This window comes from Streptomyces nodosus (assembly GCF_008704995.1).
GTDB classification, from domain to species: domain Bacteria; phylum Actinomycetota; class Actinomycetes; order Streptomycetales; family Streptomycetaceae; genus Streptomyces; species Streptomyces nodosus.
The window spans coordinates 3,308,171-3,333,918 of record NZ_CP023747.1 but is presented as its reverse complement, the minus strand read 5'-3'; the positions used below and the strand labels follow the sequence as shown (position 1 = coordinate 3,333,918).

23 protein-coding genes, 1 tRNA gene and 1 pseudogene are annotated in these 25,748 nt (G+C 70.8%); 13 read left to right on the top strand and 12 right to left on the bottom strand.

Going from position 1 to position 25,748, the window contains the following annotated elements:
• Positions 1 to 124: 124 nt before the first annotated feature.
• From CP978_RS35640 to CP978_RS15015, 3 genes are read right to left on the bottom strand one after another with little or no spacing between them, the layout of a single operon-like run.
• On the bottom strand, positions 125 to 505 hold the full coding sequence (locus CP978_RS35640; protein ID WP_043448665.1) for a hypothetical protein: 381 nt from the start codon (positions 503 to 505) through the stop codon (positions 125 to 127).
• Positions 505 to 933, bottom strand: a complete 429-nt coding sequence (locus CP978_RS15020) for an ATP-binding protein (RefSeq protein ID WP_043441152.1) — start codon at positions 931 to 933, stop codon at positions 505 to 507. Before CP978_RS15020 ends, CP978_RS35640 begins: the two co-directional genes overlap by 1 nt.
• A gap of 46 nt (positions 934 to 979) precedes the next feature.
• Positions 980 to 1,387, bottom strand: a complete 408-nt coding sequence (locus CP978_RS15015) for an NUDIX hydrolase (protein ID WP_043441150.1) — start codon at positions 1,385 to 1,387, stop codon at positions 980 to 982.
• A 107-nt stretch (positions 1,388 to 1,494) separates the two neighbouring features.
• On the opposite strand from CP978_RS15015, the gene CP978_RS15010 reads away from it, so the two are divergent.
• From CP978_RS15010 to CP978_RS14995, 4 genes and pseudogenes are all read left to right on the top strand, one after another.
• Positions 1,495 to 2,283, top strand: coding sequence for a GntR family transcriptional regulator (locus tag CP978_RS15010; protein ID WP_043441149.1), 789 nt, complete (start codon positions 1,495 to 1,497; stop codon positions 2,281 to 2,283).
• A 155-nt stretch (positions 2,284 to 2,438) separates the two neighbouring features.
• A pseudogene (locus CP978_RS15005) lies at positions 2,439 to 2,794 on the top strand (SCO3933 family regulatory protein).
• Positions 2,794 to 4,173 (top strand): FtsK/SpoIIIE domain-containing protein, encoded by a 1,380-nt coding sequence (locus CP978_RS15000; RefSeq protein ID WP_043441148.1) that lies wholly within the window; start codon positions 2,794 to 2,796, stop codon positions 4,171 to 4,173. Before CP978_RS15005 ends, CP978_RS15000 begins: the two are co-directional and overlap by 1 nt.
• A gap of 88 nt (positions 4,174 to 4,261) precedes the next feature.
• Positions 4,262 to 4,996 carry a DUF2637 domain-containing protein gene (locus tag CP978_RS14995; RefSeq protein ID WP_227745376.1) on the top strand — a complete coding sequence of 245 codons (735 nt, stop codon included), beginning with the start codon at positions 4,262 to 4,264 and terminating at the stop codon, positions 4,994 to 4,996.
• 115 nt (positions 4,997 to 5,111) lie between these two features.
• On the opposite strand, the gene CP978_RS14990 is transcribed toward CP978_RS14995, so the two are convergent.
• From CP978_RS14990 to CP978_RS14980, 3 genes are all read right to left on the bottom strand, one after another.
• Positions 5,112 to 5,184 (bottom strand) — tRNA-Arg (locus tag CP978_RS14990).
• Between the two features lie 466 nt (positions 5,185 to 5,650).
• Entirely contained in the window at positions 5,651 to 7,309 is a 1,659-nt protein-coding gene (locus tag CP978_RS14985) for an IclR family transcriptional regulator domain-containing protein (protein ID WP_043441147.1), read from the bottom strand.
• Positions 7,310 to 7,529: 220 nt separating this feature from the next.
• Positions 7,530 to 8,795: a M6 family metalloprotease domain-containing protein gene (locus tag CP978_RS14980; RefSeq protein ID WP_043441146.1), complete on the bottom strand. Its 1,266-nt coding sequence runs from the start codon at positions 8,793 to 8,795 to the stop codon at positions 7,530 to 7,532.
• A 446-nt stretch (positions 8,796 to 9,241) separates the two neighbouring features.
• Here CP978_RS14980 and CP978_RS14975 point away from each other — a divergent pair, with 446 nt between their 5' ends.
• Together CP978_RS14975 and CP978_RS14970 are read left to right on the top strand one after the other, a co-directional pair.
• Positions 9,242 to 9,886 carry a TetR/AcrR family transcriptional regulator gene (locus CP978_RS14975; protein ID WP_043441145.1) on the top strand — a complete coding sequence of 215 codons (645 nt, stop codon included), beginning with the start codon at positions 9,242 to 9,244 and terminating at the stop codon, positions 9,884 to 9,886.
• Positions 9,887 to 10,235: 349 nt separating this feature from the next.
• A complete protein-coding gene (locus tag CP978_RS14970) occupies positions 10,236 to 11,777 on the top strand; it encodes an MFS transporter (protein WP_043441140.1) in 1,542 nt (513 codons plus the stop codon).
• A gap of 121 nt (positions 11,778 to 11,898) precedes the next feature.
• Here CP978_RS14970 and CP978_RS14965 read toward each other — a convergent pair whose 3' ends face one another.
• Entirely contained in the window at positions 11,899 to 12,414 is a 516-nt protein-coding gene (locus CP978_RS14965; RefSeq protein ID WP_043441138.1) for a MarR family winged helix-turn-helix transcriptional regulator, read from the bottom strand.
• A gap of 123 nt (positions 12,415 to 12,537) precedes the next feature.
• Between CP978_RS14965 and CP978_RS14960 the strand changes: the two genes are divergently transcribed.
• Together CP978_RS14960 and CP978_RS14955 are read left to right on the top strand one after the other, a co-directional pair.
• Positions 12,538 to 13,344 (top strand): dioxygenase family protein, encoded by an 807-nt coding sequence (locus CP978_RS14960; protein WP_043441136.1) that lies wholly within the window; start codon positions 12,538 to 12,540, stop codon positions 13,342 to 13,344.
• 461 nt (positions 13,345 to 13,805) lie between these two features.
• Positions 13,806 to 14,804 (top strand): sigma-70 family RNA polymerase sigma factor, encoded by a 999-nt coding sequence (locus CP978_RS14955; protein ID WP_043441135.1) that lies wholly within the window; start codon positions 13,806 to 13,808, stop codon positions 14,802 to 14,804.
• Positions 14,805 to 15,088: 284 nt separating this feature from the next.
• Here the strand turns inward: CP978_RS14955 and CP978_RS14950 are convergent, their stop codons facing one another.
• Entirely contained in the window at positions 15,089 to 16,054 is a 966-nt protein-coding gene (locus CP978_RS14950) for a helix-turn-helix transcriptional regulator (protein WP_043441132.1), read from the bottom strand.
• A gap of 62 nt (positions 16,055 to 16,116) precedes the next feature.
• Here CP978_RS14950 and CP978_RS14945 point away from each other — a divergent pair, with 62 nt between their 5' ends.
• The 4 genes from CP978_RS14945 (at position 16,117) to CP978_RS14930 (ending at position 21,820) form a co-directional block, all read left to right on the top strand.
• Positions 16,117 to 17,706: an MFS transporter gene (locus tag CP978_RS14945; protein WP_052454132.1), complete on the top strand. Its 1,590-nt coding sequence runs from the start codon at positions 16,117 to 16,119 to the stop codon at positions 17,704 to 17,706.
• Positions 17,707 to 17,851: 145 nt separating this feature from the next.
• Entirely contained in the window at positions 17,852 to 18,613 is a 762-nt protein-coding gene (locus CP978_RS14940; protein ID WP_043441130.1) for a DeoR/GlpR family DNA-binding transcription regulator, read from the top strand.
• Positions 18,610 to 19,563, top strand: coding sequence for a 1-phosphofructokinase (pfkB, locus tag CP978_RS14935; protein ID WP_043441128.1), 954 nt, complete (start codon positions 18,610 to 18,612; stop codon positions 19,561 to 19,563). The genes CP978_RS14940 and pfkB overlap by 4 nt, the downstream gene beginning before the upstream one ends.
• A 154-nt stretch (positions 19,564 to 19,717) precedes the next feature.
• Entirely contained in the window at positions 19,718 to 21,820 is a 2,103-nt protein-coding gene (locus tag CP978_RS14930) for a PTS fructose transporter subunit IIABC (RefSeq protein WP_043441126.1), read from the top strand.
• 139 nt (positions 21,821 to 21,959) lie between these two features.
• Here CP978_RS14930 and CP978_RS14925 read toward each other — a convergent pair whose 3' ends face one another.
• Together CP978_RS14925 and CP978_RS14920 are read right to left on the bottom strand one after the other, a co-directional pair.
• Complete coding sequence (locus CP978_RS14925) at positions 21,960 to 22,709, bottom strand: DUF6227 family protein (protein WP_043441123.1); 750 nt, start codon at positions 22,707 to 22,709, stop codon at positions 21,960 to 21,962.
• 280 nt (positions 22,710 to 22,989) lie between these two features.
• Entirely contained in the window at positions 22,990 to 24,063 is a 1,074-nt protein-coding gene (locus CP978_RS14920) for a P1 family peptidase (RefSeq protein ID WP_052454131.1), read from the bottom strand.
• A gap of 148 nt (positions 24,064 to 24,211) precedes the next feature.
• On the opposite strand from CP978_RS14920, the gene CP978_RS14915 reads away from it, so the two are divergent.
• On the top strand, positions 24,212 to 24,406 hold the full coding sequence (locus CP978_RS14915; RefSeq protein WP_043441121.1) for a hypothetical protein: 195 nt from the start codon (positions 24,212 to 24,214) through the stop codon (positions 24,404 to 24,406).
• Positions 24,407 to 24,409: 3 nt separating this feature from the next.
• On the opposite strand, the gene mscL is transcribed toward CP978_RS14915, so the two are convergent.
• A complete protein-coding gene (mscL, locus tag CP978_RS14910; RefSeq protein WP_043441119.1) occupies positions 24,410 to 24,928 on the bottom strand; it encodes a large conductance mechanosensitive channel protein MscL in 519 nt (172 codons plus the stop codon).
• 104 nt (positions 24,929 to 25,032) lie between these two features.
• Positions 25,033 to 25,428, bottom strand: a complete 396-nt coding sequence (locus CP978_RS14905) for a hypothetical protein (RefSeq protein ID WP_376697934.1) — start codon at positions 25,426 to 25,428, stop codon at positions 25,033 to 25,035.
• Between the last annotated feature and the right edge of the window lie 320 nt (positions 25,429 to 25,748).

The following is a 25,748-nucleotide window of genomic DNA, read 5'->3' as shown; positions in this document are numbered from 1 at the left end:
GCGCGAGGCTAAAATCGTGGAGCCGACCGCCCCAGCCACGACGTGTTCTGACCTCATGCTCTGTATGCCCGCCCGGAGGAGCGAAGCGACGACGGGTGCTTGAACCCGTAAAGAAAGTTGTAACTCAGTCTGTGGCGTGGGGCTTGAAGTCGTGTGCACAAGCTGGGAGTTCGGCGCCCTGACGGTGTGCGAGCGGCAGGAAGAGCACTGGGCGGATGGTCCAGGTGATGCGGGTGCCAGCGTGGGTGATGGTCACCGTGCATGGTTCCTGACGCAGTAGGGCACGCCTCGTTTCGCTGCGGCCATCGTGGAGCCATGCCCATGCCTCGTCCGAGGCGTCGGAATCGAGTGCCGGTGAGATCGTGCGGAGCGCGACGGCTACCCATCTGTCTGCCTGGGGCGCCGAGTACGCGTCGAAGGAAGCGCGGAAGGTTGGCTTCTCTGTCGTCTCCCCGAGGTTTTCCGTCCAGCACTCGCACCAGTAGCCGCGGGTGGGCTTGTCCATCAGCACAGGTGGGCTCCCGGTCGGATGTCGGTGAAGAGCTCCGCGGTGATGGTGTGGCCGCTCTGGCTGCTGTGGACCACCACCCGGTGAGCGAGCGCGCTGACCATGTCGAGCCCTCGGCCGTGCTCCGCCTCCTGGTCCTGGTGCTCGACCTTCGGTGCGGTGCCTCTGCCTCCGTCGTCCGTGACAGACAGAGCGATCACCTGCGGGGAGACCGCGAGGGCCAGATGGAAGCTGCCGGATGTCTGGCCGCTGGCCGTGTGGAGGATTGCGTTCGCGCTCAGCTCGCTCACGATCAGCTCTGCGTCCTCGGCCAGGGGAGATCCACGCAGGATGTCCCGCGTCCAGCGGCGGGCTCGGCTGACCTCTTCCGGGAAACCTGGGCAAGACAGTCCCCACACCCGGGCTGTACTCGTATACTCGTGCATACAAGTTCCTTCATGCTGGTAGGCCGCCATGTGCAGCGGGTTCGGGCTAGACGAGTTTCACGCCGTCGTGGGCGCGGGTGGCCGGCGGGGACGCCGCGTCGAGTGCGTCAAGGACGCGGATCGCGTACGCCTCGTCGGCAAGTTCGATGACTTCTTCGCGGGTGGCCCAGCGCAGTGCACGGGTCTCGTCCCCCGTGGTGGGAGTACCGTCGGCCGCCCGGCAGCGGAAGACGAGGGAGACGATCAGGCCCGTCATGTTCTTGTAGACGCCGGTCAGGGCCGCGGGAAGCTCGATCTTGATGCCGGTCTCTTCGAGGACTTCACGCTGGAGGGCTTCGGGGATGGTCTCCTCACGTTCGAGGACCCCGCCCGGGGGTTCCCAGTGACCGTTGTCGCGACGCTTGATCAGGAGGGCCCGGCCTTGGTCATCGACGATGACCCCGGCGACGCTCACGGAGTGCGGGCGTTCTGTGCTCACGTTCCTCGGCCCTCTCGGCTGACTAGGCTCTCCACCGTAGCAACAAGACTCGCCCACTCGTCTAGATACCTAAAGGAGTACGCGTGACGTCTCTACCGAGCATTCTCGGCGGCCTCGACCCGACCAGTGATCGTGCCGTCTTCCGGCAGATCGCCGACCAGCTGCGCGAGGCCATCGACCGTGGGCGATTCAAGGAGGGGGACAAGCTGCCCTCCGAGGCTGAACTGGTCGAGCACTACGGAGTCTCCCGGATGACGGTCCGGAACTCCTTCTCCATCCTCCAGGGTGAAGGGCTGGTGCACGCCGAGCACGGCAAGGGCGTCTTCGTCCGGCCCCGGCCACCGGTGCGACGGCTCGCCTCCGACCGGTTCGCCCGGCGCCACCGTGAACAGGGCAAGTCCGCGTTCATCGTGGAGGCCGACGCCGCCAGCAGTCAGCCGAAGGTCGACAGCCTGGAGGTCAAGGAGGAGAAGGCCAGCCAGGACATCTCCAACCGACTCGGCGACTCCGTGCGGCGCGTGCTCGCCCGGCGCCGCCGGTACCTGCTCGACGGCCGGCCGGTCGAGTTCGCCACGTCCTACCTCCCGCTCGACATCGCCCGCGGTACCCAGATCGCCGAACCCAACCCAGGCCCCGGCGGCATCTACGCCCGCCTCGAGGAACTGGGCCACCAGCTCGACCACTTCGAGGAGGAGATCCGGGCCCGGATGCCCTCCCCGTCGGAGGTCAAGACGCTGCAACTGGCCGCCGGTGTGCCGGTGATCCACCTGATCCGTACCGCCTTCGACACTGCGGGGCGGGCCGTGGAGGTCTGCGACACCGTGATGGCGGCGGACGCGTACGTCCTCTCCTACCAGCTTCCGGCGACCTGATCGGCGGTGCGCGAGGCCACTTCTTTGGACTCGTACGCCTCGACACGCATACTCGTATAGACGAGTGGGCAAGTTGTGTGGCAGGGTGACCCCGTTCCCGGCGAAGTCGGGTTCGTAGGTTGCATCTTGTCTAGACGAGTAGATAGGAAGAAGCCTTGCGCACCATCCGTGTGGAGACCTCGGCCGCGACGATCCTGCTGACCGATGCGCCCGAGCCCAAGGTTCGCGACCGGCAGTCGGGCGAGATCGCGAAGGACGCCGTCAGCGGTGAGGCGCTGATGACCGTCGGCGTCGTCTACATCGAGGAGGGGAGTCGTCCCTGATCAAGGTGACCGTTCCGGAGAGCGGGGTGTCGGAAGGCCTCGCTCTCGGTGCCCCGGTCTCTCTGCCGGGCCTGATCGCCCGGCCGTGGGAGAGCGTGTTCAACGGCCAGCAGCGGCATGGCATCGCCTTCCGGGCCGCCGCCGTCACCCCGGCCGCCTTCCCGGCCGCCATGGGGGCCACGGCCTGATGACCGACCTGGCAACGCTTCTGGAGGTGGGTGGTCCCGTCGCCGCACTCGGCGGTGGGGCCGCCTACGTCCGGGCGAGACACCCCGGCGTCTACTGGTCCACGGTCGGCTTACCGGTGTCCACGGTCCGACTGCTCAGCTCCTACGGCTCGGTCATGGAGGCGTGCGGGCTGACTGTGGCTCCCTCCCGGTGGCGGGTCCTGGCGGTCAAGGCCACCACCCGCCGTGAGGTCCGGCCCGTACCGCCGCGTCGCGGGATTATCCGGCCGACCACGACGGGGCTGCGGGTCCGTCTGCGGCTCGCCCCGGGGCAGGAACCCGCCGACGTGGCCGCCTCCGCCGAACGGCAGCGGCACGCCCGGGGCGTCCACGCCGTCTACGTGACGACGGTCAAGCCGGGCGTGGGCGAACTGCGGCTCGTCGGCTTCGACGTGCTGCGGCGGGTGCGCATGCCGCGAAAGCTCCGTCCGGACCTTCTTCGGGTGCCGGTCGCGCTGCGCGAGGACGCCACTCCGTTCGTACGCGACTACCGCGCCATGCCGCATCAACTCACCCTCGGCGCCACGCTGTCCGGCAAGTCCATGTACCTGCGTCACCTCGTCGCCGGACTCGCCTGCCAACCCGTCGCCCTCGTCGGCATCGACTGCAAGCGGGGCGTGGAACTGGCGCCCTTCGCTCCGCGCCTGTCGGCGCTCGCCACCGATCCGGAGCAGGCCGCCGAGCTGCTGCCCGTGCTGATCAAGAAAATGGAGGACCGGTACGACCTGATCAAGGCCCGGCAGGGCATCGCGCCGAGTACGCCGGACGAGGAGATCACCTCCGACATCTGGGGCCTGCCCGAGCACGAACGCCCCATGCCTGTCGTGCTGTTCGTCGACGAGGCGGCCGAACTCTTCCTCGTCGCCACGAAGAAGGACGCGGAACGCCGGGACGAGATGGTCACCCAGCTCATCCGGCTCGCCCAGCTCGGCCGGGCCGCCGGCATCTACCTGGGGGTCTGCGGCCAGCGCTTTGGCGCCGAACTGGGCAAGGGCGCGACCATGCTGCGGGCCCAGTTGACCGGCCGCGTCTGCCACCGCGTCAACGACGAAGCCTCCGCCAAGATGGCACTCGGCGACATCGCCCCCGAGGCGGTCTCCGCCGCCTGCGCCATCGCCCCCGAACGGCCCGGCCTCGCCGTGGCCGGTGACACCTCCGGCGGCTGGTCCCGCATCCGCACGCCGTACCTCTCCCTCGGCGATGCTGCCGAGGCCTGCCGCGAGTCGGCCCACCTGGTCCCCGACCTGCCCGGACTCAAACCCTTCCGGCCCGACGTGCCCCTACCGCCGCCTGCCGAGACACCGAGCCCGGTCGTGCGGCCCCGCCCGGTGACCGACTGACCCGAGCCCGCACTCATCCCCGGTCGGCATGACCGCCTCATGCCATGTCCCTACCCCTCCCATGCCCGAATCCGGAAGGAGCCACAGCATGCGCGCCCACCTGGCCCACGTCGACGCGGTGCTCGTCCAAGCGGTCATCGCCGCCGCGCTGTCCTTCGCCCACCCGCACGACGTCGCCTCGGCGGCCGGACAGGACGGGTGGAAGGCGTGGGCCTATCCCGTCTCGGTCGACCTGTTGCTCGTCGCCGCCTGGCGCCGACTGCGGTCCGGCGACGCGAAAGCGGCCGGGTGGTGCTGGTTCCTGATCGCACTCGCTGCGTCCCTGGGCGCGAACGTCGCCACCGCTGGGCTGCTCGACCTGGACCACGTGCCGGCCTGGCTCCGCATCCTCGTCGCGGGCTGGCCCGCGGTCGCCTTCCTCGGCGGAACCCTCCTGGTCCACTCGTCACCGACACCGCACGACGAGACCAGTGACGTCGTAGGTCAGGAGACGCCCGAGGACATCGAGGACCAGAAGGACGCGCCCGATCCCGCACCGGAATCCCCGGCGCCTCCGGCAGTCGAGTCGGTACCGACTCCGGCTCCGGTCCCGCCGCCGGTCGCCGCCCCGGCCGCCCTGGTCGAGCACGCCCGCAAAGTCGCCGCCGAGCACCACGCCCACACCGGAACGGCCATCGACACTCTGCGCGGGCCGTCTTCCCCGACGGGCGCCGCGCAGCTCGCGAGAGGCGCGTCTCAGGCACGCGTGGGGAGTCGGCCTGCCGCTCTCGTGAGGGTCACTCTATGTGGGGATTGCGTGGAGTCCACTCCCTCGTGCGGGTGATCGCCACGCATGATCGCGTGGGGGTGTGGCATCCATGTGGCATTTGATCATGGAAGCGGCCCCCCGTTCGATTTGAACGAGGGGCCGTCAACTCTCTGACCTGCGCTGCAAGCTGTGCCCCCGGCAGGATTCGAACCTGCGACACCCGCTTTAGGAGAGCGGTGCTCTATCCCCTGAGCTACGAAGGCGGGGCGGGGATGTATGGGTGATCCACCTTTGGGTGGCAGATCCCCGGTATGGGGAGTCCCAGACATCCACAGGGTGCCCCACCGGAGTGGTGCACCGCGCACAGTCTAGCGGTTTCGGCAGCGGGCCGAGGGGTCGTGCGGTGTCTGATGTCGGGGCGGTGGTGACGGCGTGCAGCCGCCCCGGCCGAGCCGTCGTGGTCAGCAGGGGGCACCTGATTTCGGTGATCGGGGGGAGGGGTGTTTGCTTTGGGTGGTCGGCGGGCCGGATTCACCATGGCCGTGCAGTGCGAGTCGGTCGTTCTCGGGAGGTTAGGGCAGTTCGTGCTGCTATGGGCGCCTTGTGGCGTACCCGGCGGTCGCCGAGGGCGGTGCGTGACGTGGGCGCCTGGTGGGTGGGGGGAGAGCGGGAGGCCGCGCGGATGCGGAGTTTTGCGCGACGGTCGCGTCTTCGGTGGGGTGCGGGGGCTCAGGCCGGCGGTACGGTTCGGAAGCGTCCTGCCACATGGAGGTCCGCCTCGATGTGGGTGGCTGTGGTGTGGAGTTCCGGGAGTACGTCGGTCACGCATTCCTCGGCTGTGCGGCGGCTGCTGTGGAGGGCGACGTTCACCGCGGCGACGACCCGGCCCCCGCGGTCCCGTACCGGTACCGCGATCGAGCGCAGGCCCTTCTCCAGCTCGCCGTCCACCAGGGCGTATCCCTCGCGTCGTACGCGGTCGAGTTCGGCCTTCAGGCGTTGGGGATCCGACGCGTCCGGGGTGGGGAGTTCGGGCTCGGGCAGGTCCGCCAGCATGACTCGGCCCAGTGCGGTCGCGTAGGCCGGGAGGCGGGCCCCGACGGTGACGTTGACGCTCATGATGCGGCTCGCGGCCACCTGGGCCGTGTACTGGATGTCGTCGCCCGTCAGCACCGCCAACGAGGTGGACTCGTGGAGGAGTTGGGAGAGAGCGGTCAGGTGGGGGAGGGCGATGTCGGGCAGTTTCGTCCGGGAGAGAGGGGGATAGCCGAGGCCCAGGACGCGTGGGGTGAGCCGGAAGCGGCGGCCGTGTGCGGTGATGTACCCGAGGTGCTCCAGGGTGATCAGCGCGCGTCGCGCCGTCGCCCGCGCCAGGCCCGTCGCCTCGGCCACATCGGTCAGGGTGAGTTCGGAGCGCCCCTCACCGAAGGATGTGATCACCGTCAGTCCGCGGGCCAGCGACTCCACGAACTCCCGGCCCAGTTCCTGCTTGGACGCCCCGGTCCAGGTCGCCAGTCCGGACAGCGGGGCGGGCGCGGCGGCGGGGCCGGTGTCCGGGGAGTCGCGCAGCTCGCGTTCCATCGCCGTCACCGCGGTGCGCAGCCGGGGCAGCAGCGCCCGGCGCAGGCCGTCCGCGGAGTGCCGGCTGGTGTGGCTGACCACGGTGACCACACAGGCGATCCGGCCGCCGTTGTGCCGTACGGGCATGGCGAGCGCGACCAGGCCCGGTTCGATCAGCTGGTCGTCCAGCGCCCACCCCTGCGCACGTGCCCGTTCGGCGCGCTCCTGGAAGTCGTCGCCGAGGACGGTGCCGGAGCCGTCGAGCGGGCGGCTGCGGGCCGGCACCGCGGGGAAGCCACGGTCCTCGGGGTCCGCCGCGCGCCGCGCGTGCCAGCGCTTCCAGCTGGCCTCGTCCCACTCGGTGGCGAACAACGGGCCGGGAGCGGTGCGTTCGGCGGGCAGCAGATCGCCGATGCGGAACCTGAGCGACATCGCGCGGCGCCGGGTCGCCTGGTGGATGAAGCGGATGCCGTCCCCGTCGGGAACCGCGAGCGAGACCGACTCGTCCAGCTCGTCGGCGAGTGCGTCGGCGTGCGGATCCAGCAGCCTGGGCAGCCGTAGCGCGGCCAGATAGGCGTTGCCCAGCTCCGTCAGCCGTGGCGCGAGGACGACGTCGCGGCCGTCGAGGCGTACGTACTCCATACGGGCGAGGGTGGCCGTGATCCGGTCGACCGTGGACCGGGCGAGCCCGCTGGCGCGCTCCAGACCGCTGAGACTGCAGCTGCCGTCGGCGTCGGTGAGCCGCCGCAGCACGGTGAGCCCGCGCATGAGGGGGGTGACGGCTTCGGCGGGGGCGGCCTGGTCCTGGGCCTGGCTGACGTTCGGGAGCATGGCCTCACGGTAATGCCGGGGAGTGCCGGTGCGCCGTGTTCGCCCTGCCGACGACGTCGTACGGCGTTGTACGGCGGTGTACGGCGTCGTACGGCGTTGTCGTGGTCGTGCGCCGTCGTGAGTCAGGGGTGTGGGGCCCGCGGACATCCTCGACAGCGGGGTCCGGCGGGATCGGTCACCGTCGCGGGATCCGTGTCGTGGCGTGCGCCGGCGGTGCCCGTCAGTGGCGCGTCACGCGCACGCGGTAGTTTCCGGACCCGGTCGTTCCGGTGACGGTGACGGCGACTCCCGACTTCGGGTCGGTGAAGGTCTCCCCGGGGACGAAGGTGGCGTCGGACAGCTCCGCCTGGACGTTGGGGCTGTGGGTGCAGCCGCCGCTGTCGCGTCGGGAGTCGACGACGTTGATGGGGCCCTCGCCGGTGTCCACGTTCGCGTCGACCCGGTAGACCAGGATGCCGGGCCGGCACACCGCCGCGTCGTTGCCGCCGCGGGTGCGCAGTTCGAGGGCGTATCCGGTGGTGGAGCTGATCGGTATGAAGACCATCTTCTCGCCGCCGCGGCGGGCCAGTGGGGTGAGCGTGTACTCGGTGGAGCCGCGAGTGGTGGCGCAGCCGACCTGGGAGTCGTCGAGCCAGCCGAGTTTCCACTTGTGCCAGGCGAGCATGTCGTTGTCGGCGCCCCAGTCCTCGCTCATGACGTCCCAGTGACCGACCGCGGAGCCGCCCTCCTGGGTGTAGAGGTCGGGCAGGCCGAAGATATGGCCGTTCTCGTGGGGCAGGACCCGATAGCCGTTCCGGGAGTAGGAGCCCGAGCCGTCGTCCTGGCGGCTGTAGATGAAGGAGGCGTTGGAGATCGGCACACCGTCGGCGACCGGGGCCTCGGGGTTGCTCGCGAAGGTCACCGACAGCACCGTGTCCAGGGCGGAGGGGCCCGCGTTCGGGGTGACCAGCACGTTCAGCAGGTCGTAGCGGCGGAAGTCCACATGGGGGTCGGCGGCGGTCACGATGTCCTGGATCAGCCGCCGGTAGCCGGGGTCGAAGGGGGCGCCGCGTTCTATCCCGTACTCCTTGAACGTCTTGGGCATCCGCAGCCAGTGGGTGATCGGGGCCTCGGGGCGGTAGTCGAGGCGGCCGTAGGAACTGGTGGTGAACCAGTTGCGGGTCTTCGGGAAGAACTCGGCGAACCGGCTGAGCGCGCTGCCCCGGCCGGGCGCATCGGAGAAGTCGATCATCAGATTGAGGGCGTGGACGACGCCGGTGGAGCGGGCGTACCCGGTGGGCGTCGGTATGCCCTCCGGCATCTGGAGGCCGGTCTGGCCCTGGAGTATGCAGGGGCGTATCGCCGGTGCACGGGACGGTCCTGTGGGGCCCGCCGATCCCGAGGTGAGACCTCCGGTGCCGGCGGAGGTCGAGACCGCCAGCGTCAGGGCGGTGACCGAGGCGAACGAGGCGGCGCGGCGCGCACGTATCCGGCGGGACGGCTCCATGCGGTGGCCCTTCGCTCCACGGCAGCCCCCGGTCACCGGCTGCGCCCTTGGGCTCACCCTGTGTCGGAGACGGTGCAGGCGCGCGCTGAGGGAGACCGAACGAGGGGTTCCCGGGCGCGGAAGGGGTGATGGGTGGGGCGGATGCGCATGGACGGGGGCGGGAGGCATGGATGGGGTCGGTGACGCCCGGGAGCAGAAAGCAGGGGACGCCCCGGGAGCGGAGAGCAAGGGAGAGCAAGGGGAGTAAGGGAGAGCAAGGAGAGCAAGAGGAGGGAGCGGGCCGCGGAGAGCCGTGCGGGGAGGACACCTGTCGTCTGTGGCCCAGATCACAGGAATTGAGGCTGGGGCGGCGAAATAACCGGGGACCGAATCCCCGTTTAGACCTGTGTCCGAGCGAAACGGGGACTGAATCCCCGGATCGCACTCCATCTGTCCGAGGAGCAGCCGTGCAGACCGCGACCCCCGTGCAGCGCCGAGCGTCCAGGCCGCGAGCCGATGCCCTGCGTAACCGGGAGCGGATCGTCGCCGCCGCCCGCGAGATGTTCGTCGAGTTCGGCCCCGATGTGCCGTTCGACGAGATCGCCCGCCGGGCCGGTGTCGGCAATGCCACGGTGTACCGCAACTTCCCCGACCGTGACGCTCTCGTCCGCGAGGTCGTCTGTTCGGTGATGGACCGTACGTCCGAGGACGCCGAACGGGCGCTCGCCGAGTCCGGTGACGCCTTCGAGGTCCTGTCGCGCTTCGCGCACGCCGCCGCCGACGGGCGGATCAGTGCGCTGTGTCCGATGGCCTCCAGCACCTTCGACAAGCATCACCCCGATCTGGAAGCGGCCCGTGAGCGGGTCGAGCGGCTCGTCGGGGAGATGATGGACCGCGCCAAGGCGGCCGGTCAGCTCCGCCCGGATGTGGAGGTCGGTGATCTGATGATCGTCGTTGCCCAGCTCAGCCGGCCCCCGGCCGGCGTCGGATGTCTGAGCGTCGACCGGTTCGTCCACCGTCATCTGCAGCTGTTCCTGGACGGGCTGCGGGCCCCGGCCCGCTCCACGCTGCCGGGTTCGGCCGTGACCATGGAGGAGCTGCGCCAGCACTGAACGACTGATCGGTCCCGCGAGCTTCACGTCCGTGGCGGAGCAAGAGCCTCCGCGACGACACCGGAGCCGGACCCTCCGTGCCGGGTGCCATCGACGGCGCCGGCGGCGGAGGCCCCGTCCCGGTCCGACGGACGCCCGGTACCGACGACCCCGACCTTTCACGCCACCGACGACTGACGTTCACCACCGACCACACACTCTCCGACCGTCGCCGTAGAACCTTGGGTGTACCGCCGGAGACCTCCAGGTCGTCGCCAGAGATCCCTCGGCCCGTCGCCGTTGACGTGCCGTGCCTTTTGACGGCTTTTTCGCTCTTTTTCCGTCACGAAGTCCCGAAGTGGGTACCCCCATGTCTCAAACAGCCCGAAGCGCGCCCGGCGCTTCCGCTCCCGACGCCAACCGCTGGCGGGCGCTCGTCTTCATCGCGCTCGCCCAGCTGATGGTGGTCCTCGACGCCACCATCGTGAACATCGCGCTCCCGTCCGCCCAGCAGGACCTGGGGATATCGGACGGCAACCGCCAGTGGGTGGTGACGGCCTACGCCCTCGCCTTCGGCGGACTGCTGCTCTTCGGCGGCCGGGTGGCCGACCTGTGGGGACGTAAGCGCGCCTTCGTCGTCGGCCTGACCGGCTTCGCCCTGGCCTCCGCGCTCGGCGGCGCGGCACAGAGCGGGGTCATGATGTTCGGTGCCCGCGCCCTCCAGGGTGTGTTCGGCGCTCTGCTCGCCCCTGCCGCGCTGTCCCTGCTCGCCGTGACGTTCACGGACGCCAAGGAACGCGCCAAGGCCTTCGGCATCTACGGCGCGATCGCCGGTGGCGGCGGTGCCGTCGGTCTGATCCTCGGCGGATTCCTCACCGAGTACCTGGACTGGCGCTGGACGTTCTTCGTCAACATCCCGTTCGCCATCGTCGCCGCGGCCGGCGCCTACTTCGTCATCCGTGAGCCGGAGGGCGGCCGCAACCGCTCGCCGCTGGACATCCCGGGTGTCTTCCTCTCCACCCTCGGCCTGGTCTCGCTCGTCTACGGCTTCACCCGTGCCGAGTCCGACGGCTGGAGCGACTCCCTGACGATCGGACTGTTCGTCGCGGCGGTGGTCCTGCTCGTCGCCTTCAGGTTCGTCGAGTCCCGGGTCAAGAACCCGCTGCTGCCGCTGCGTGTGATCCTGGACCGCAACCGGGGCGGCGTCTATCTCTCCCTCGGTCTCGCGGTCATCGCGATGTTCGGCACGTTCCTGTTCCTGACCTACTACTTGCAGGTCGTGAAGGGCTACACGCCGCTCAAGAGCGGTTTCGCCTTCCTGCCCATGGTCGCCGGCATGATCACCGGCTCGACCCAGATCGGCACCCGGCTGATGACCCGCGTCCCGGCGCGGCTGCTGATGGGTCCCGGCTTCCTGGTCGCCGCGGCCGGCATGTTCCTGTTCGCCCAGCTGGAGATCGGCTCCTCCTACACGACCGTGGTGCTGCCGGCGCTGCTGCTGCTCGGCCTCGGCATGGGTACGGCGTTCATGCCGGCCATGTCGCTGGCCACCCACGGCGTGCAGCCGCGTGACGCCGGTGTCGCCTCCGCGATGGTCAACACCTCGCAGCAGGTGGGCGGTGCGATCGGTACGGCCCTGCTCAACACGATCGCGGCCTCGGCTACCACGTCCTATGTCAAGGACCACATCGCCACCGCGGCGAGCAAGCCCCAGCAGCAGCTGGTCCAGCTGCAGGCCATGGTGCACGGCTACACCAGCGCGATCTGGTTCTCCGTCGGCATCCTGGTGGCCGCCGCGGCTGTCGCCCTGACCCTGATCAACGCCGGGCGCCCGGGCACCGGGCCGGCCTCCGCGCGCGGCACGGAGCAGGGCATCGAGGACGAGGTGGCGGTTCCGGTGGTCGCCCACTGACCGTTTCCGCCCTTTCCGGGTACCCGTACGTCTTCGGGGTCCGCCCCGGCTCCGCATCCCGCGGGGCCGGGGCGGACCGGTGTCCGCGGCCGAGCGCGTGAGAGGCGCGGCCGGCGGGCTCTCAGCGCAGCCAGGGCAGGTCCGCCCCCACCTCCTTGGGCTGCAGCCCCTCCGCGATGATCGACATCATCTGGCCGAGGGACTGCTGCTGTTCGAGGGTGAGCCGGTCGAAGAGTGCCTGGCGCACGGCCGCCACATGCCCGGGCGCGGTACGGACCAGCACCTCGTAGCCCTCCTCCGTGAGCACGGCGAGCTGGCCGCGCTTGTCTGAGGGACAGTCCTCGCGCCGCACCCAGCCGTTCTTCTCCAGGCGTGCGACGGCGTGCGACAGCCGGGAGCGGGTGATCTTCGCCCGCCTGGCCAGTTCGGTCATCCGTAGTCGTCGGCGTGGCGCCTCGGCGAGCTTGACGAGCAGTCCGTAGTACACATGCGGCATGCCCGCATCGCGCTGCAACTGACGGTCGAGGTGATCCTCGAGAAGGGTGACGGCCTGCATATAGGCACGCCAGATGCGCTGCTCCTCGTCGGTGAGCCAGTGGGGTTCGTCAGCGGGTGCCGTCTCGGTGTACTCCAGCATGGGCACCACTCTACGAGGTGCTTCTTGAATGTTAAACAATTGAGCGGTATTCTTCTGCGCAGATAGAACTTGAGACTTCAAACAAACCTGGGGGCTCGAGCAGCCCGGGAAGGGAGCCGCGCCATGTCCGCCGTCATCGAGGAGCGCCCCGCGCCCGAGCGCATGCCCGCCCTCTATCTGAGCCATGGCGCACCCCCGCTCGCCGACGACCCGGTCTGGCCCGGTGAGCTCGCCGCCTGGTCGGCCGGACTGCCGCGTCCCAAGGCCGTCCTCATGGTCTCCGCCCACTGGGAGGAGGCCCCGCTGGCCCTCGGCGCCGTGGAGACGGTCCCGCTGGTCTACGACTTCTGGGGCTTCCCCGAGCACTACTACCGGGTGACCTACGAGGCCCCGGGCGCCCCCGCGCTCGCCGACTCCGTACGGAAGCTGCTGCGCGCCCCCGGCACCCCCGTGCAGGACTTCCCGGACCGCGGTCTCGATCATGGCGCGTATGTGCCGCTGGTCGAGATGTATCCCGAGGCCGACATCCCGGTCCTGCAGATCTCCCTGCCGACCCTCGACCCGGTGCGCCTCATGGAGATCGGCCGCAAGCTGGCCCCGCTGCGCGACGAGGGCGTGCTGATCGTCGGCTCCGGCTTCTTCACCCACAATCTGGCCGCCCTGCGCCATACGGGCGGGGGAGTGCCGCGCTGGTCGGCGGAGTTCGACGACTGGGGTCACCGCGCCCTGGCGGCCGGTGATGTGGACGCGCTGCTCGACTTCGCCCACAAGTCCCCGGCGGGCCGCCTCGCCCACCCCCGTACGGAACACTTCGCCCCGCTCTTCGTCACCCTGGGGGCCGCGGACGCGACGGGTGAGCTGGATGCGTCGAGGTCGGTGATCGACGGCTTCTGGATGGGGCTGGCGAAGCGATCGGTGCAGTTCGGCTGACCCCGGCCCGGGGCTACGGCTCCTTCCCGTGCCGGGGTCGCGCACGGTAAGGGCGGGGTGTGGTGTGCCCCGGAATCTCCCCTGAGTCGGGAGCTGCGGCAACTTTCAGGCGGTGCCGTCCGTCTTCAAGGTGGGAGAGCAACCAGGGGCGTCGCTCCTCCGGAGTGAAGACCGAGGTGCCGCATGTGACGGGCGTCTCGCGCACAGAGCGGTGGTAGAGGTCGGTGAGGGCACTGAGATCGCTTTCGACTCCCGGTCCGACCTGGGCCTCGGTACGTTCCGTCGCCACCCGGAGCCTCCTTGTGGCGGGACAGGGTACTGCATGATCAGAAAAGTTGAGGGGCGGCTTGGGAATTCTGTCCTGATTCCAGTCGTTGTTTCCATCGGATGCCGGGCACCCGAAAGGGTGATCTGAGCGCCGTTTGGACCATCCGCTAGCCCACCATCGCAAGGGAGCACGCATGGCAACCCGTGCCGTCGCCCGTCGCAAGGCCGCCGGAGGCGAGACCGTCGACGCGGCACACAGTGTTCGCGCCCATGGCGGCGAGATCGCCGATCGCGACCTGGTCGGCATGTATCTCGACGAGATCGCGCGCACGCCGCTGCTCGACGCCGCCAAGGAGGTCGAGCTGTCCCAGGCCATCGAGGCGGGTGTGTTCGCGCGGCAGATCCTCGAAGGTGAGGAGAAGTCCAGGACAGATGCAGGCCCTGACGAACTGGAAGCCCTGATCGCCCAGGGGGAGCGGGCCAAGGACGTCTTCATCCGCTCGAACCTCCGGCTCGTCGTCGCCGTGGCGCGCCGCTATCCGCGCAGTGGTCTCCCGCTGCTCGACCTCATCCAGGAGGGCAATGCCGGCCTGGTGCGCGCGGTCGAGAAGTTCGACTACCGCAAGGGCTTCAAGTTCTCGACCTATGCGACCTGGTGGATCCGTCAGGCGATCACCAGGTCGATCGCGGACCAGTCCCGGACGATCCGGCTGCCCGTGCACCTGGTGGAGGAGCTGGGCCGGATCCGTCGCGTCCAGCGGGAGTTCAACCGTGAGAACGGGCGGGAGCCCGAGCCGGCCGAGATCGCGGCCGAGCTGGACTCCACGCCGGAGCGTGTCGGGGATGTCCTCGACTGGGCCCGCGACCCGGTCTCGCTGAACATGTCGGTGGACGACGAGGGCGAGACGCAGTTCGGCGATCTGCTGGAGGACACCTCGGCGGTGTCGCCCGAGCAGTCGGTGCTCACCCTGCTGCGCAGCGAGGAGCTGGACGACCTCATAGGGCGGCTCGACGAGCGCACGGCCTCGATCATCAAGATGCGGTACGGCATCGAGGACGGCCGGGAGCGTACGCTGACCGAGGTCGGCAAGGAGCACGGTCTGACCCGCGAGCGCATCCGGCAGATCGAGAAGCACGCGCTGCTGGAGCTGAAGAAGCTGGCACGGCAGACGGGGTTCGACGCGGCCGCATGACGGTGCCGTCCCGGACTTGGCGCTTTCCGTCGCTTGGAATCCGCGGGTCCGGGGCACAAGACCTGCGGGTCCTTCACATCATGGGCCGGACCGCAGGTCCGCGCCCTCCAGAACCGAGTCCCGACGCACTCCCCCCCCCCGGCGCCGGGGCTCCTCCCGAGCCGGGCCTCGGCGCCACTCCCCCCTGGCGCCGGGGCCCGGCTCCACTCCTGCGCCGGAGCGCTGCGGGGCGCTGGGCCGAGCGGAAACCCCCGGTGGTTCGGGCGAGTCGGGCCTTCGGGCCGTCAGCCTTCCGCCGCACGGCTCAGCCGTTCCCCCAACGTCCTGATGTGCGCGACCAGTTCGGCCGGTCCCTGCACCGTGAACGGAAGGTCGAGCAGGGCGAGCCGCACCGCCAGCCACGCCACGGAGTCGCTGGTGGTGCCCCGCAGCCGGCAGTTCAGGTCGTCGAGCGGCTCGGGCGGGCCCAGCCACGGGGGCAGCCGTGCCGCGACGACCTCGGCGGGCGCGGCGAAGGTCACCTCGAACGCATAGGTCTCCTGCCGCCGGTACATCGACTGCCGCAGATACTCCGCCGCGCTCCCGGTCGGCAGCTCCCGTGGCGTGAAACGCGCCCCCGTGGCGAACGGCTCGGTGATCCGGTCGACCCGGAACGTACGCCAGTCCTCGCGCTCCAGGTCATAGGCGACGAGATACCAGCGGCGTCCCGTGGACACCAGCCGGTACGGCTCGGTCAGACGCCGGGAGGGCGTTCCGTCCTTGGAGCGGTAGGCGAACCGCAGCCGTTCACCGCCCGCGATCGTCGAGGCCATCACGGTCAGTGTCTCGGGTGCGATCCTCGCCCCGTCCCCGCTGGTCAGAGGGGTGGTGGCGGCCTGGAGGGTGGCGACACGGTGGCGCAGCCGGCCCGGCAGCACCTGTTCCAGTTTCGCCAGGGCCCGCACCGACGCCTCGTCCACGCCCTCCACCGCATGCCCGGCGCCGGCGCGCAGCCCCACCGCGATGGCCACGGCCTCCTCGTCGTCGAGCACCAGCGGTGGCATGGCCTTCCCGGCGACCAGCCGGTACCCGCCCTCGGCCCCCCGGCTGGCCTGGACTGGATAGCCCAGCTCACGCAGCCGGTCGATGTCCCGCCGGACGGTCCGCCTCGACACCCCGAGCCGCTCGGAGAGCTCGCTGCCTGGCCACTCGCGCGGGGTCTGGAGGAGGGAGAGCAGCTGGAGGAGCCGGGCCGGTGTGTCGCTCGTCATAGTTCCGAGGATGCCGCAGGAGCAGGACGGAACCTGACCTAATGGGACCGTAACTTCAGGCCATGACTTCTACCGAGAGTACGCACGGCAGTAGTACCGACAGCGACAGCGGCGGCAAGGGCGGGGGCGCGGCCGGCGCGGGTGACCGTCGTCGCTGGTTCGCCCTGGCCATCGTGATGACCGCGGCCTTCATGGATCTGGTCGACGTCACGATCGTCAATATCGCGATTCCGTCGATCCAGCGGGACGAGGGTGCCTCCTTCAGCCAGATCCAGTGGATCACCGCGGGGTATGCGCTGGCCTTCGCGGCCGGACTGATCACCGGCGGCCGTCTCGGCGACATCCACGGCCGTAAGCGGCTCTTCCTGATCGGTATCGCCGGCTTCACGGTGGCCTCGGCGCTGTGCGGCTTCGCCCTGAACCCGGAGATGCTGGTCGCCTCGCGGATCCTCCAGGGCGCGATGGCCGCGATGATGGTGCCCCAGGTCCTCTCGATCGTGCACGCCACCTTCCCGGCGCACGAGCGGGGCAAGGTCTTCGGTCTCTTCGGGGCGATCGTCGGACTGGGGGCGGTGTCCGGACCGCTGCTGGGCGCGCTGCTGACCGAGTGGAACCTGTTCGGCCTGGAGTGGCGGCCCATCTTCCTGATCAACCTGCCGGTCGGTGTCGTGGCGTATCTCCTGGGCCGGCGCTTCATCGCGGAGTCGAAGGCCCCACGGGCCCTGCGGCTGGACATGGTCGGCGTCGCGCTGGTCACCCTCGGTCTGCTGATGCTGCTCTATCCCCTCACCCGGGGCCGCGAGCTGGGCTGGCCGCTGTGGGGGTACGCGTCGATGGTCGGCTCGCTAGCCGTCTTCGCGGCGCTGGTGGCGTACGAGAAGCGGAAGGCACTGCGGGACGGTTCCCCGCTCGTCGAACTGTCTCTCTTCCGGGTGAAGAGCTTTGCCGGAGGCATCGCGGTGCAGACGGTGTTCGGGGTCGGACTCGGCATCTTCTTCCTGGTCTGGACGCTGTATATGCAGGTCGGACTGGGGTGGAGCGTGCTGCGGGCCGGGCTGACGGGCGTTCCGTTCTCGATCGCGGTCTCGGTGGCGGCCGGAATCTCCGTACAGAAGCTGGTCCCGCGTTTCGGCCGCAAGGTGCTCCAGACGGGCGCGCTGGTCATGGGGGCGGGCCTGCTCCTCTACATCGGGGAGTCCGGCCGGTACGGCCTCGGCATCACCCCCTGGCAGATGGCGTTGCCGCTGGCGGTCATGGGCCTGGGCATGGGCCTGATCGTCGCCCCGCTGACGGACGCGGTCCTCTCCGAGGTGCCGCGGGAGCACTCCGGTTCGGCGTCCGGCTTGATCAACACGGTGCAGCAGATGGGCAACGCGCTCGGCCTCGGACTGGTGTCGGTCGTCTTCTTCGGCGAGATCGACGACCGTCTGACCCCCGCTCAGGCCGGCCCGGCCTTTGTCCACGCCTTCCAGCACGCGCTGGGCTGGGTCGTGGCGGTACTGGCGGTGATCTTCCTGCTGATGTTCGCGCTGCCCAAGCGGCCGGCGCGGCCGGTGGAGGGCGCCGAGGAGCAGCCGGAGCAGGATCCGGCCGGGGCGGACTCGGCCGGGAAGGACTCGGCCGAGGAGGCGGAGCAGGTGGTGGTCGTCTGATCCCGGCGTCCGGTGGTGGTCCTGCTCCCTTCCCGACGCCCGTTTGTGTCCGTTCCGATGCCCGGACCCGTTTACTTTTCGGAAATCCCGCCGTAGCCTCCCAGGTGAAACCACACGTTCGGGCATGAGTCGGAGGTGAACGGACATGTACGCACCGGAGCGGCAGCAGGAGATCCTCCGGCTGGCCCGCGACGGCGGACGGGTGGACGTGGTGTCGCTGGCCGAGGAGTTCCAGGTCACGGCCGAAACGATCCGCCGCGATCTGAAGGCCCTGGACCGGGCCGGCCTGGTGCGCCGGGTGCACGGCGGTGCCATCCCCGCCGGACGCCTGGACTTCGAGCCGGACCTCGCGGAGCGGGAGTCCACCGCGGCCGACGAGAAGGACCGGATCGCCAGGGCGGCCGTGGCGGAACTGCCCCTCGAGGGCACGGTGATCCTCGACGCCGGCTCGAGCGTCGCCCGGCTGGCCGGGGCCGTCCCGCTGGACGCCGGGCTCACCGTGGTCACCCACAGCCTGCCCACCGCGGCCCGCCTCGCGGACCACCCCGGTATCCAGCTCCATCTGGTCGGGGGCCGGGTACGCCACCGTACGCGGGCCGCCGTGGACGCCTGGGCGCTGCGCGCCTATGACGAGATCCGTGCCGATGTCGCCTTCATCGCGGCCAACGGCTTCTCCGCGGACCATGGACTGACCACCCCCGACCTCGCCGAGGCCGCCGTCAAGCGCGCCGCGATCCGTGCCGCGCGCCGGGTGGTGCTGCTCGCCGACTCCTCCAAGCACGGGCAGGAGCACTTCGCGCGCTTCGGGGACCTCGGCGATGTGGACCTGCTGATCACCGACAGCGGGCTGAGCCCCGAGGACGCCACCGCGATCGAGCGCGGCGGCACGGAAGTAGTACGCGCATGATCGTCACCGTCACCCCGAACCCCTCCCTGGACCGCACTTATGAGGTCCCCTCCCTCGACCGGGGCGAGGTCATCCGGGCCACCGGCGAACGCATGGACCCGGGCGGCAAGGGCGTGAACGTCTCGCGCGCGGTCGCGGCGGCGGGACGGCGCACGGTCGCCGTACTCCCCCTGGGCGGCGCTCCGGGCGCCCTGGTGGCCGAGCTGCTCCACTCCCAGGGCATCAAGGTCGTCCCGGTCCCGGTCGCCGGGGCCACCCGCTCCAACATCTCGGTCGCCGAGCCCGACGGCACCCTCACCAAGATCAACGCGCCGGGCCCGGAGCTCTCCGCCGACGAGGCGGAACACCTTCTCCAGGCGGTCCGCGAGCAGTACCGGGCCGCCGACACCACCTGGATCACCTGCTGCGGCAGCCTCCCGCGCGGTCTCGCCCCGTCCTGGTACGCGGATCTGGTCGCCCGCGCCCATGCCGCGGGCGCCCGGATCGCGCTGGACACCTCAGGGCCCGCCCTGCTCGCGGCCCTGCGGGAACGCCCGGACGTGGTGAAGCCGAACGCCGAGGAGCTCGCGGAGGCCGTCGGGCGCCCCCTCACCACGGTGGGCGACGCGGCCAAGGCGGCCGAGGAACTGCGCGGGATGGGCGCGGGCACCGTGCTCGCGAGTCTCGGTGCGGACGGCCAGCTGCTGGTGTCCGCCGAGGGCGCCTGGTTCGGCAGCGCGCGGGTCGACGCCGTACGCAGCAATGTCGGCGCCGGGGACTCCTCTCTCGCCGGTTTTCTGATCGCGGGCGGCAACGGCCCCGAGGCGCTGGCCTCGGCCGTCGCCCACGGGGCCGCGGCGGTGCAACTGCCCGGCAGTGTGATGCCGACCCCGGCCGATCTGGATCCCTCGGCCGTGACGGTCACGGCCGAGGTCCCCGCGGACCGGGCGCTGACGGAGCCGGTGTCATGAACGCCCCCGCCCCCGCCCCCGCGCTCTCCCGCCCCGCCGCCCGTACCGCGGCCCGCCGCATCCCCGTTCCACCCCTCTGTTTGTCCGTCTGTATGTCCGTCCCCACCCGCGCCCGGGGGAACTCCCGGGCGATACGCGTGCGAAGGAGCCCGCGATGACCGAGATGATCACCGCGGATCTGGTCGACCTCGACCTGTCCGCCGACACCAAGGAAGCCGCGGCACATGCCCTCGCCGAGCGGATGGTCGCTCAAGGCCGGGTGACCGATCTGGAGGGCTTCCTCGCCGATGTCGCGGCACGCGAGGCGCAGATGCCGACCGGCCTGGACGGCGGCATCGGCATCCCGCACTGCCGCAGCGCGCATGTCACGGAGCCGACCCTGGCCTTCGGGCGCAGCGCGCACGGTATCGACTTCGGTGCCCCGGACGGTCCGGCGGACCTGGTCTTTCTGATCGCCGCCCCGGCGGGCGCGGACGACGCCCATCTCTCGATCCTGTCCTCCCTCGCCCGCCGGCTGATGAACGCCGAGTTCACCTCCGCGCTGCGGGCCGCCGACGACACGGCGGCCGTGGCGGCGCTCATCCGCGGGGACGAGCCCCCGGCCCCCGTGACCGAGACCCCGGCACCCGTGACGTCCGGTGCCGAGGACTCCGCGGGGACACCGTCCGGAACGGCCTCCTCCGATGCCGCCCCGGACGACCCGGCGAAGTCACCCGCCGCCGACGCCACCGCGGCCTCCGGCAGCTCCGCCGAGCGACCGTTCCGCATCGTCGCCGTCACCTCCTGCCCCACCGGTATCGCGCACACCTATATGGCCGCCGAGTCGCTGGAGACCGCGGGCCGTGAGGCGGGGGTCGAACTCGTCGTGGAGACGCAGGGCTCGGCCGGTTTCACCCGGCTCGACCCGGCCGTCATCGCGGCGGCGGACGGCGTGATCTTCGCCCATGACGTGCCGGTGCGGGACAAGGACCGCTTCGCCGGCAAGCCGACCGTCGACGTCGGTGTGAAGGCGGGCATCAACCGCCCCGCCGAGCTGATCTCCGAGGTCCGCGACAAGGCCGCGCGCGGCGAGGTCACGGCGGCGTCCGCCCCCGGGACGCCGGTCGAGCGTGCCGGTGACGCCTCCGAGGGCTATGGCACCAAGCTGCGCACCTGGCTGATGTCCGGCGTGAGTTACATGGTGCCGTTCGTGGCCGCGGGCGGTCTCCTCATCGCGCTGGGCTTCGCGATCGGCGGCTATCAGATCAACAAGGCACCGTCGGTCATGGACCACTTCGTGTGGACCCAGACGGACAGCTGGGCCGCGCTGCTCTTCCAGATCGGCGGAGTGTCCTTCGGCTTCCTCGTCCCGGTCCTCGCCGGTTACATCGCCTACGGCATGGCGGACCGCCCGGGTCTGGTGCCCGGCTTCGTCGGCGGTTCGATCGCCCTCACCATCAACGCGGGCTTCCTCGGCGGTCTGGTGGCCGGTCTGCTCTCCGGCGGTGTGGTGATGGCGATCCAGCGGATCCGGATACCGGCGGCGCTGCGCGGCATCATGCCGGTGGTGGTGATCCCGCTGATCTCCTCGGCGGTCGTCGGTTTCCTGATGTTCGTGGTGGTCGGCAAGCCCATCGCCTCCGCGCAGAAGGCCATGACCGACTGGCTGAACGGTCTCTCCGGCACCAACGCGGTCCTGCTCGGCGCGCTGCTCGGCCTGATGATGTGCTTCGACCTCGGCGGGCCGGTCAACAAGGTCGCCTACACCTTCGCCACGGCCGGTATCGCGGTCTCCGACCCGAGCCAGCCGGCGATGAAGATCATGGCCGCGGTGATGGCCGCCGGTATGGTCCCGCCGCTGGCGATGGCGCTGGCCACGACCGTGCGCGGCCGGCTCTTCACCCGGACCGAGCGGGAGAACGGCAAGGCCGCCTGGGTGCTGGGCGCCTCCTTCATCTCCGAGGGCGCCATCCCGTTCGCGGCGGCCGACCCGCTGCGGGTCATCCCCTCGTCGATGGTCGGCGGCGCTCTCACCGGCGCGCTGTCGATGTCCTTCGGCGCCACCCTGCGCGCCCCGCACGGCGGCATCTTCGTGGTGCCGCTGATCGGCAACCCGTTCCTCTATCTGCTCGCGATCGCCGCCGGCGTCTGTGTGACCACGGGCCTGGTGGTGGTCCTGAAGGGCCTGCGCAAGCAGAGCCCGGAGGGCGCCGTCGAGCAGGAGGCGTCAGCCGCGTCAGGGGCCCGCGACGCCGCCGGGCAGCCGGTAGCCGTCTGACACACGGTCGTCGGAGGGTGTGACGGCCCTCGCGCGGCACCGTATCTCGGCCGCGGCCCCCTTCGACGGGGTCGCGGCCGACCCGCGTCCGGGACCCGCCGCCCCGAGCCCGGGCGGGCGTCCTGAAGTGTCCGGGGTGTCAGCCGAGCCTTGCCGCGCGTCGTTCCATCGCCTCGCGTGCCGCGTCCTCGGTCGGATACACCTCGCACATGTGCCGGCCGTCCGGTGTGGCCGTGTGCTCGACCTCCCACAGGGACACCTCCCGGCCGTCCCTCAGCAGGAACGCGTGCTCATAGAGCGAGAAGGACAGCCCCGCATGTCCGGCCCGGCGCGGGCGCCCGAAGACCTGGGTGATCTCGTGCGCCAGGGCCGAGCCGAGCAATAAGGAGGCCAGGTCGGGGCCGGGACGGTCCGCGTTCTCCGCGCGCCGCAGCAGCCGCCGCGCATGGTCGGCCGAGTCGTCGGACGCATACGCATGGCGGGGTTCGGCGACGGGGGGCAGCTGCACCGGCACGGGCAGCTCGAAGTCGGGCGCGTCCGGCGGCAGCGGAAGTCGGGCCGTGGCGGTGCGCAACTCCTCCTCGTCCACATACACCTCGTGCTCCGGGTGGCCGTCCGGCCCCGTGTTGTGGACGAGCTCCCAGAGGGTGACCGCCGCACCGTCGGCCAGCAGCCAGGTGTGCCGGTAGGTCTCCCGGTGCAGCCCCGCGCTGTGGTGCGCGGAGTGCAGCGAACTGTCGTGCACCAGCGCGCAGTCGAGCCGTCCGATCGTCTCGTCGGGCAGTTCGAACGAGTTCAGGGCGCGGCCGAGGAGTCGCGCGAGATGCCCTTCCGGAGACTGGGGCGACTCGGACGGCTCGTACGCTGTGGTCTCGTACGGAACGCTCAAGGCTTCTCCTGGCGTTGCTGCATGTCACCTTGTGGGTGCATACCGTAGCCCCTCGGTCGGACATCATGTCCGGGAACCGAGAAAACGTGCGGAGGGAAAACGAACGGAGCGGGCGGTGTGTTCCCGCGCATCCCGAACGTCCGTCACCACACCCGGCTCGGACGGCACTTCCCACCATCCACTTCTTACCGTCCTGATGACGGTTATTCCCTTGATCGCAAACCCGAGGGGGAAGAGCGAGGACCACCGCGAGGGGGTTCCGGCCGCCCTGGCGCACGCGTCAGTCGACCGCGGAACCAGGACGATCGCCTGCTCCGGGAGTCCGGCGGTCGTCGTACAACTCCTCGTACGACGGCCATGTTCCGCCCGGGCCGTCCACCGACTCGGCGGCGCGCACCGCTCGTACGATCGCGCGCGTCACGAGGTCCGCGCCCGCCGCGAGCACCTCGTTGAGCGCGAGGGGGCTCGTGGCGTCGAGCGGACGCGCACCGGTCGCCAGCGCGAACACCGTGTCCCCGTCGTTGAGCAGATGCGCCGGCCGTACGGCACGCGCGAGGCCGTCGTGCGCCACACCCGCTAGCTTCTGCGCCTGCGCCTTGGTGAGATCGGCGTCGGTCGCCACGACCGCGAGGGTCGTGTTCAGTGAGGGGCGCGCGGCCCGGGTGTCGCCGAGCGCGGCGAGCCTGCGCCGCGCGGCCTCGCACACCTCGCGCGGCGGGCAGTCGAGCAGCCCCTGGGACAACTCCCCGTACAGGGCGCCGGTTCCGGGATCCACCGCCGAGCCCACCGCGTTGCACACCACCAGCACCCCCACCGTGACCCCCGAGTCGAGCAGGGTGCTCGCCGTGCCCACGCCGCCCTTGAGCGCTCCGACGACCGCTCCCGTGCCCGCGCCCACGCAGCCTTCCGCCACCGGTGCGCCCGGTTCGCTCGCGGCGGCGGCCTCCACCGCGGCACGCCCGAGGGCCGCGTCGGGCCGGGCCCCGAAGTCCCCGCCGCGGCCCAGATCGAAGACGCAGGCGGCGGGCACGACCGGCACCACATGCCTCGGTTCGGGACCGACCCGCACCCCGCGCCCGCGCTCCTCCAGCCAGGCCATCACACCCGACGCCGAGTCCAGCCCATAGGCACTGCCTCCGGTCAGGACGATCGCATCGACCTTCTGCACCAGATTGCGGGGATCGAGCGCGTCGGTCTCCTTGGTGCCCGGGCCGCCGCCGCGCACATCCACCGCGGCCACCGCGCCCTGCTCCGAGGCGAGCACGACCGTGGCGCCGGTGAGCCAGCCGTCCCCGATCCGTGTGGCGTGCCCCACACGCAGGCCCCTGACATCCGTCACAGCGTCAACCGTCATGGGTTCATGATCCGTCGCCGTCGGCCGCCCGGGCTCCCCCGCACGGAGATCCGGCGCTGCCGGAGTGACCCTGACGCCCCCGTGGTGCCCGGGGCGTCCCCGCTCCGCGGCGCGGTCCCTCCGTGCACCGTGGACGTACGCTGGGGGCATGAGCAGCACCCCCGCCCGCACCCCACGGAACCCCGAGTCCGACCCCAAGGACGCCCTCGTCTTCGACGACCCGCTGAACCGGCAGTCCGCCGACGACACGGACCAGGGGTGGGGCGACCGGTTCACGCCGAGCGGGGACAGCGCCGCCGACCTGGCGCGCTTTCTCGACGAGAAACCGCCCCACCACCTCTGAGCCTCATCGTCGGGGTGTCTCCGCCGTCGGTGCGGCTCCGTCGGCTGTGGGCTGCGGTGCGCGGCCGTTCGGTACACGCTGTGCGACGAGTGCGTCGCGGATCTCCTTGAGCACCTCCAGTTCGGTCACCTCCGTCACGTCCTGGCTGCCTTCCCTCGCCTTGCGGCGGGCCTCCTGGCGGGCGAGGAACTTGGCCATCGGCAGCACCATCAGGAAGTAGACGACGGCTGCCGTGATCAGGAAGTTGAGCGCGGAGCCGAGGACCGAGCCCCAGAGGATGCGCAACCCCGTCGCGCTGTCGCCGGTGCCCGTGCAGGGGGCCTTGAGACATGAGCTGTAGCTGTCCAGGCTCTGGGTGCCGAGCGCACCCACCACCGGGCTGATGACCCCCTTCACCACCGAGTTGACGATATTGGTGAAGGCGGCGCCGATGACCACCGCGACCGCCAGATCGACGACGTTGCCCCTCATCAGGAAGGCCTTGAAGCCCTGCCAGACGCCGGACGTCTCCTTCTCGCTCACCAGTGAGCCTCTCCTCGACCGAACACATTGTGGAATGAATCGCTCCGCACGGGAGCGGTTCCGCAACTTACGGCAGGACGTCCGCTCCTGTCCGCCCGGCCCGGTCAGCCCAGTGTCACCGCCAGCCGTGCGGTCGCCCCGGCACCGGCCAGCCGGGCGGCCGTGGCACGCGGCACGGAGAGCACGACCAGCGCACCGCTCTCCGTGGGGTCGACGTCCGGCACCCGGCTGACCAGGGCCCCGGCCGCGACGACCTTCGCGGTGCCGCCTTCGTCGGCGGCGATCACATCGACCCGGGCGCCGGGCCGCAGCAGTCGCACCGCCGCCCCGTCCGCGATGCGGACCGGCACGGTCACGGTCTCGGCCGTGCGCCGTCCGCGCGTGGGCTCGGCCGCCGTCTTCGGACGCGCCGCGCCCTCCGGATGCCCCCGCGGGCCCTCGGAGCCGCCCGGCACCGCCGCCACCAGTCCGGCCGCCGCGACCGCAAGCCCCACAGCCACGGTCCGCCTCCGGTGCTGCAGCAGACACCGCAGCCGATGTCTTCCGCCGCGCACCCGCAGCGGTGCGAAGTGCGGTACGGAGCAGGGGGGAGGTGTGCCGGAGCGGACCGGGACCCCCGCGTCAGGGGGCCGTGCCACCTCCTGCGCCTCGGGAATCGGCGCGGGAGCCTTCCCGTACGGCGGGGGCGGCGCGGCGGCGGTCGCGGGGGGCGGGAACGGAAAAGGGGGAATCCGAGGCGGGAGCGGAGCGGGAGAGAAGCGGGACATGGTGATCACCACCTGCGTCGTGCGACCGGGACGCGATCCACGATGAGGCTTCG

Excerpts from the sequence above, each read along its gene's own strand:
- CP978_RS14930 (WP_043441126.1), top strand. The coding sequence starts at position 19,718 with ATGACCGAGATGATCACCGCGGATCTGGTCGACCTCGACCTGTCCGCC.
- CP978_RS14960 (WP_043441136.1), top strand. The coding sequence starts at position 12,538 with ATGTCCGCCGTCATCGAGGAGCGCCCCGCGCCCGAGCGCATGCCCGCC.
- CP978_RS14945 (WP_052454132.1), top strand. The coding sequence starts at position 16,117 with ATGACTTCTACCGAGAGTACGCACGGCAGTAGTACCGACAGCGACAGC.
- CP978_RS14920 (WP_052454131.1), bottom strand. The coding sequence starts at position 24,063 with ATGACGGTTGACGCTGTGACGGATGTCAGGGGCCTGCGTGTGGGGCAC.
- CP978_RS14970 (WP_043441140.1), top strand. The coding sequence starts at position 10,236 with ATGTCTCAAACAGCCCGAAGCGCGCCCGGCGCTTCCGCTCCCGACGCC.
- CP978_RS14950 (WP_043441132.1), bottom strand. The coding sequence starts at position 16,054 with ATGACGAGCGACACACCGGCCCGGCTCCTCCAGCTGCTCTCCCTCCTC.
- pfkB (WP_043441128.1), top strand. The coding sequence starts at position 18,610 with ATGATCGTCACCGTCACCCCGAACCCCTCCCTGGACCGCACTTATGAG.
- CP978_RS14995 (WP_227745376.1), top strand. The coding sequence starts at position 4,262 with ATGCGCGCCCACCTGGCCCACGTCGACGCGGTGCTCGTCCAAGCGGTC.
- CP978_RS15000 (WP_043441148.1), top strand. The coding sequence starts at position 2,794 with ATGACCGACCTGGCAACGCTTCTGGAGGTGGGTGGTCCCGTCGCCGCA.
- CP978_RS35640 (WP_043448665.1), bottom strand. The coding sequence starts at position 505 with ATGGACAAGCCCACCCGCGGCTACTGGTGCGAGTGCTGGACGGAAAAC.
- CP978_RS14985 (WP_043441147.1), bottom strand. The coding sequence starts at position 7,309 with ATGCTCCCGAACGTCAGCCAGGCCCAGGACCAGGCCGCCCCCGCCGAA.
- CP978_RS14965 (WP_043441138.1), bottom strand. The coding sequence starts at position 12,414 with ATGCTGGAGTACACCGAGACGGCACCCGCTGACGAACCCCACTGGCTC.
- CP978_RS14980 (WP_043441146.1), bottom strand. The coding sequence starts at position 8,795 with ATGGAGCCGTCCCGCCGGATACGTGCGCGCCGCGCCGCCTCGTTCGCC.
- CP978_RS14955 (WP_043441135.1), top strand. The coding sequence starts at position 13,806 with ATGGCAACCCGTGCCGTCGCCCGTCGCAAGGCCGCCGGAGGCGAGACC.
- CP978_RS14915 (WP_043441121.1), top strand. The coding sequence starts at position 24,212 with ATGAGCAGCACCCCCGCCCGCACCCCACGGAACCCCGAGTCCGACCCC.
- CP978_RS14940 (WP_043441130.1), top strand. The coding sequence starts at position 17,852 with ATGTACGCACCGGAGCGGCAGCAGGAGATCCTCCGGCTGGCCCGCGAC.
- CP978_RS15020 (WP_043441152.1), bottom strand. The coding sequence starts at position 933 with ATGCACGAGTATACGAGTACAGCCCGGGTGTGGGGACTGTCTTGCCCA.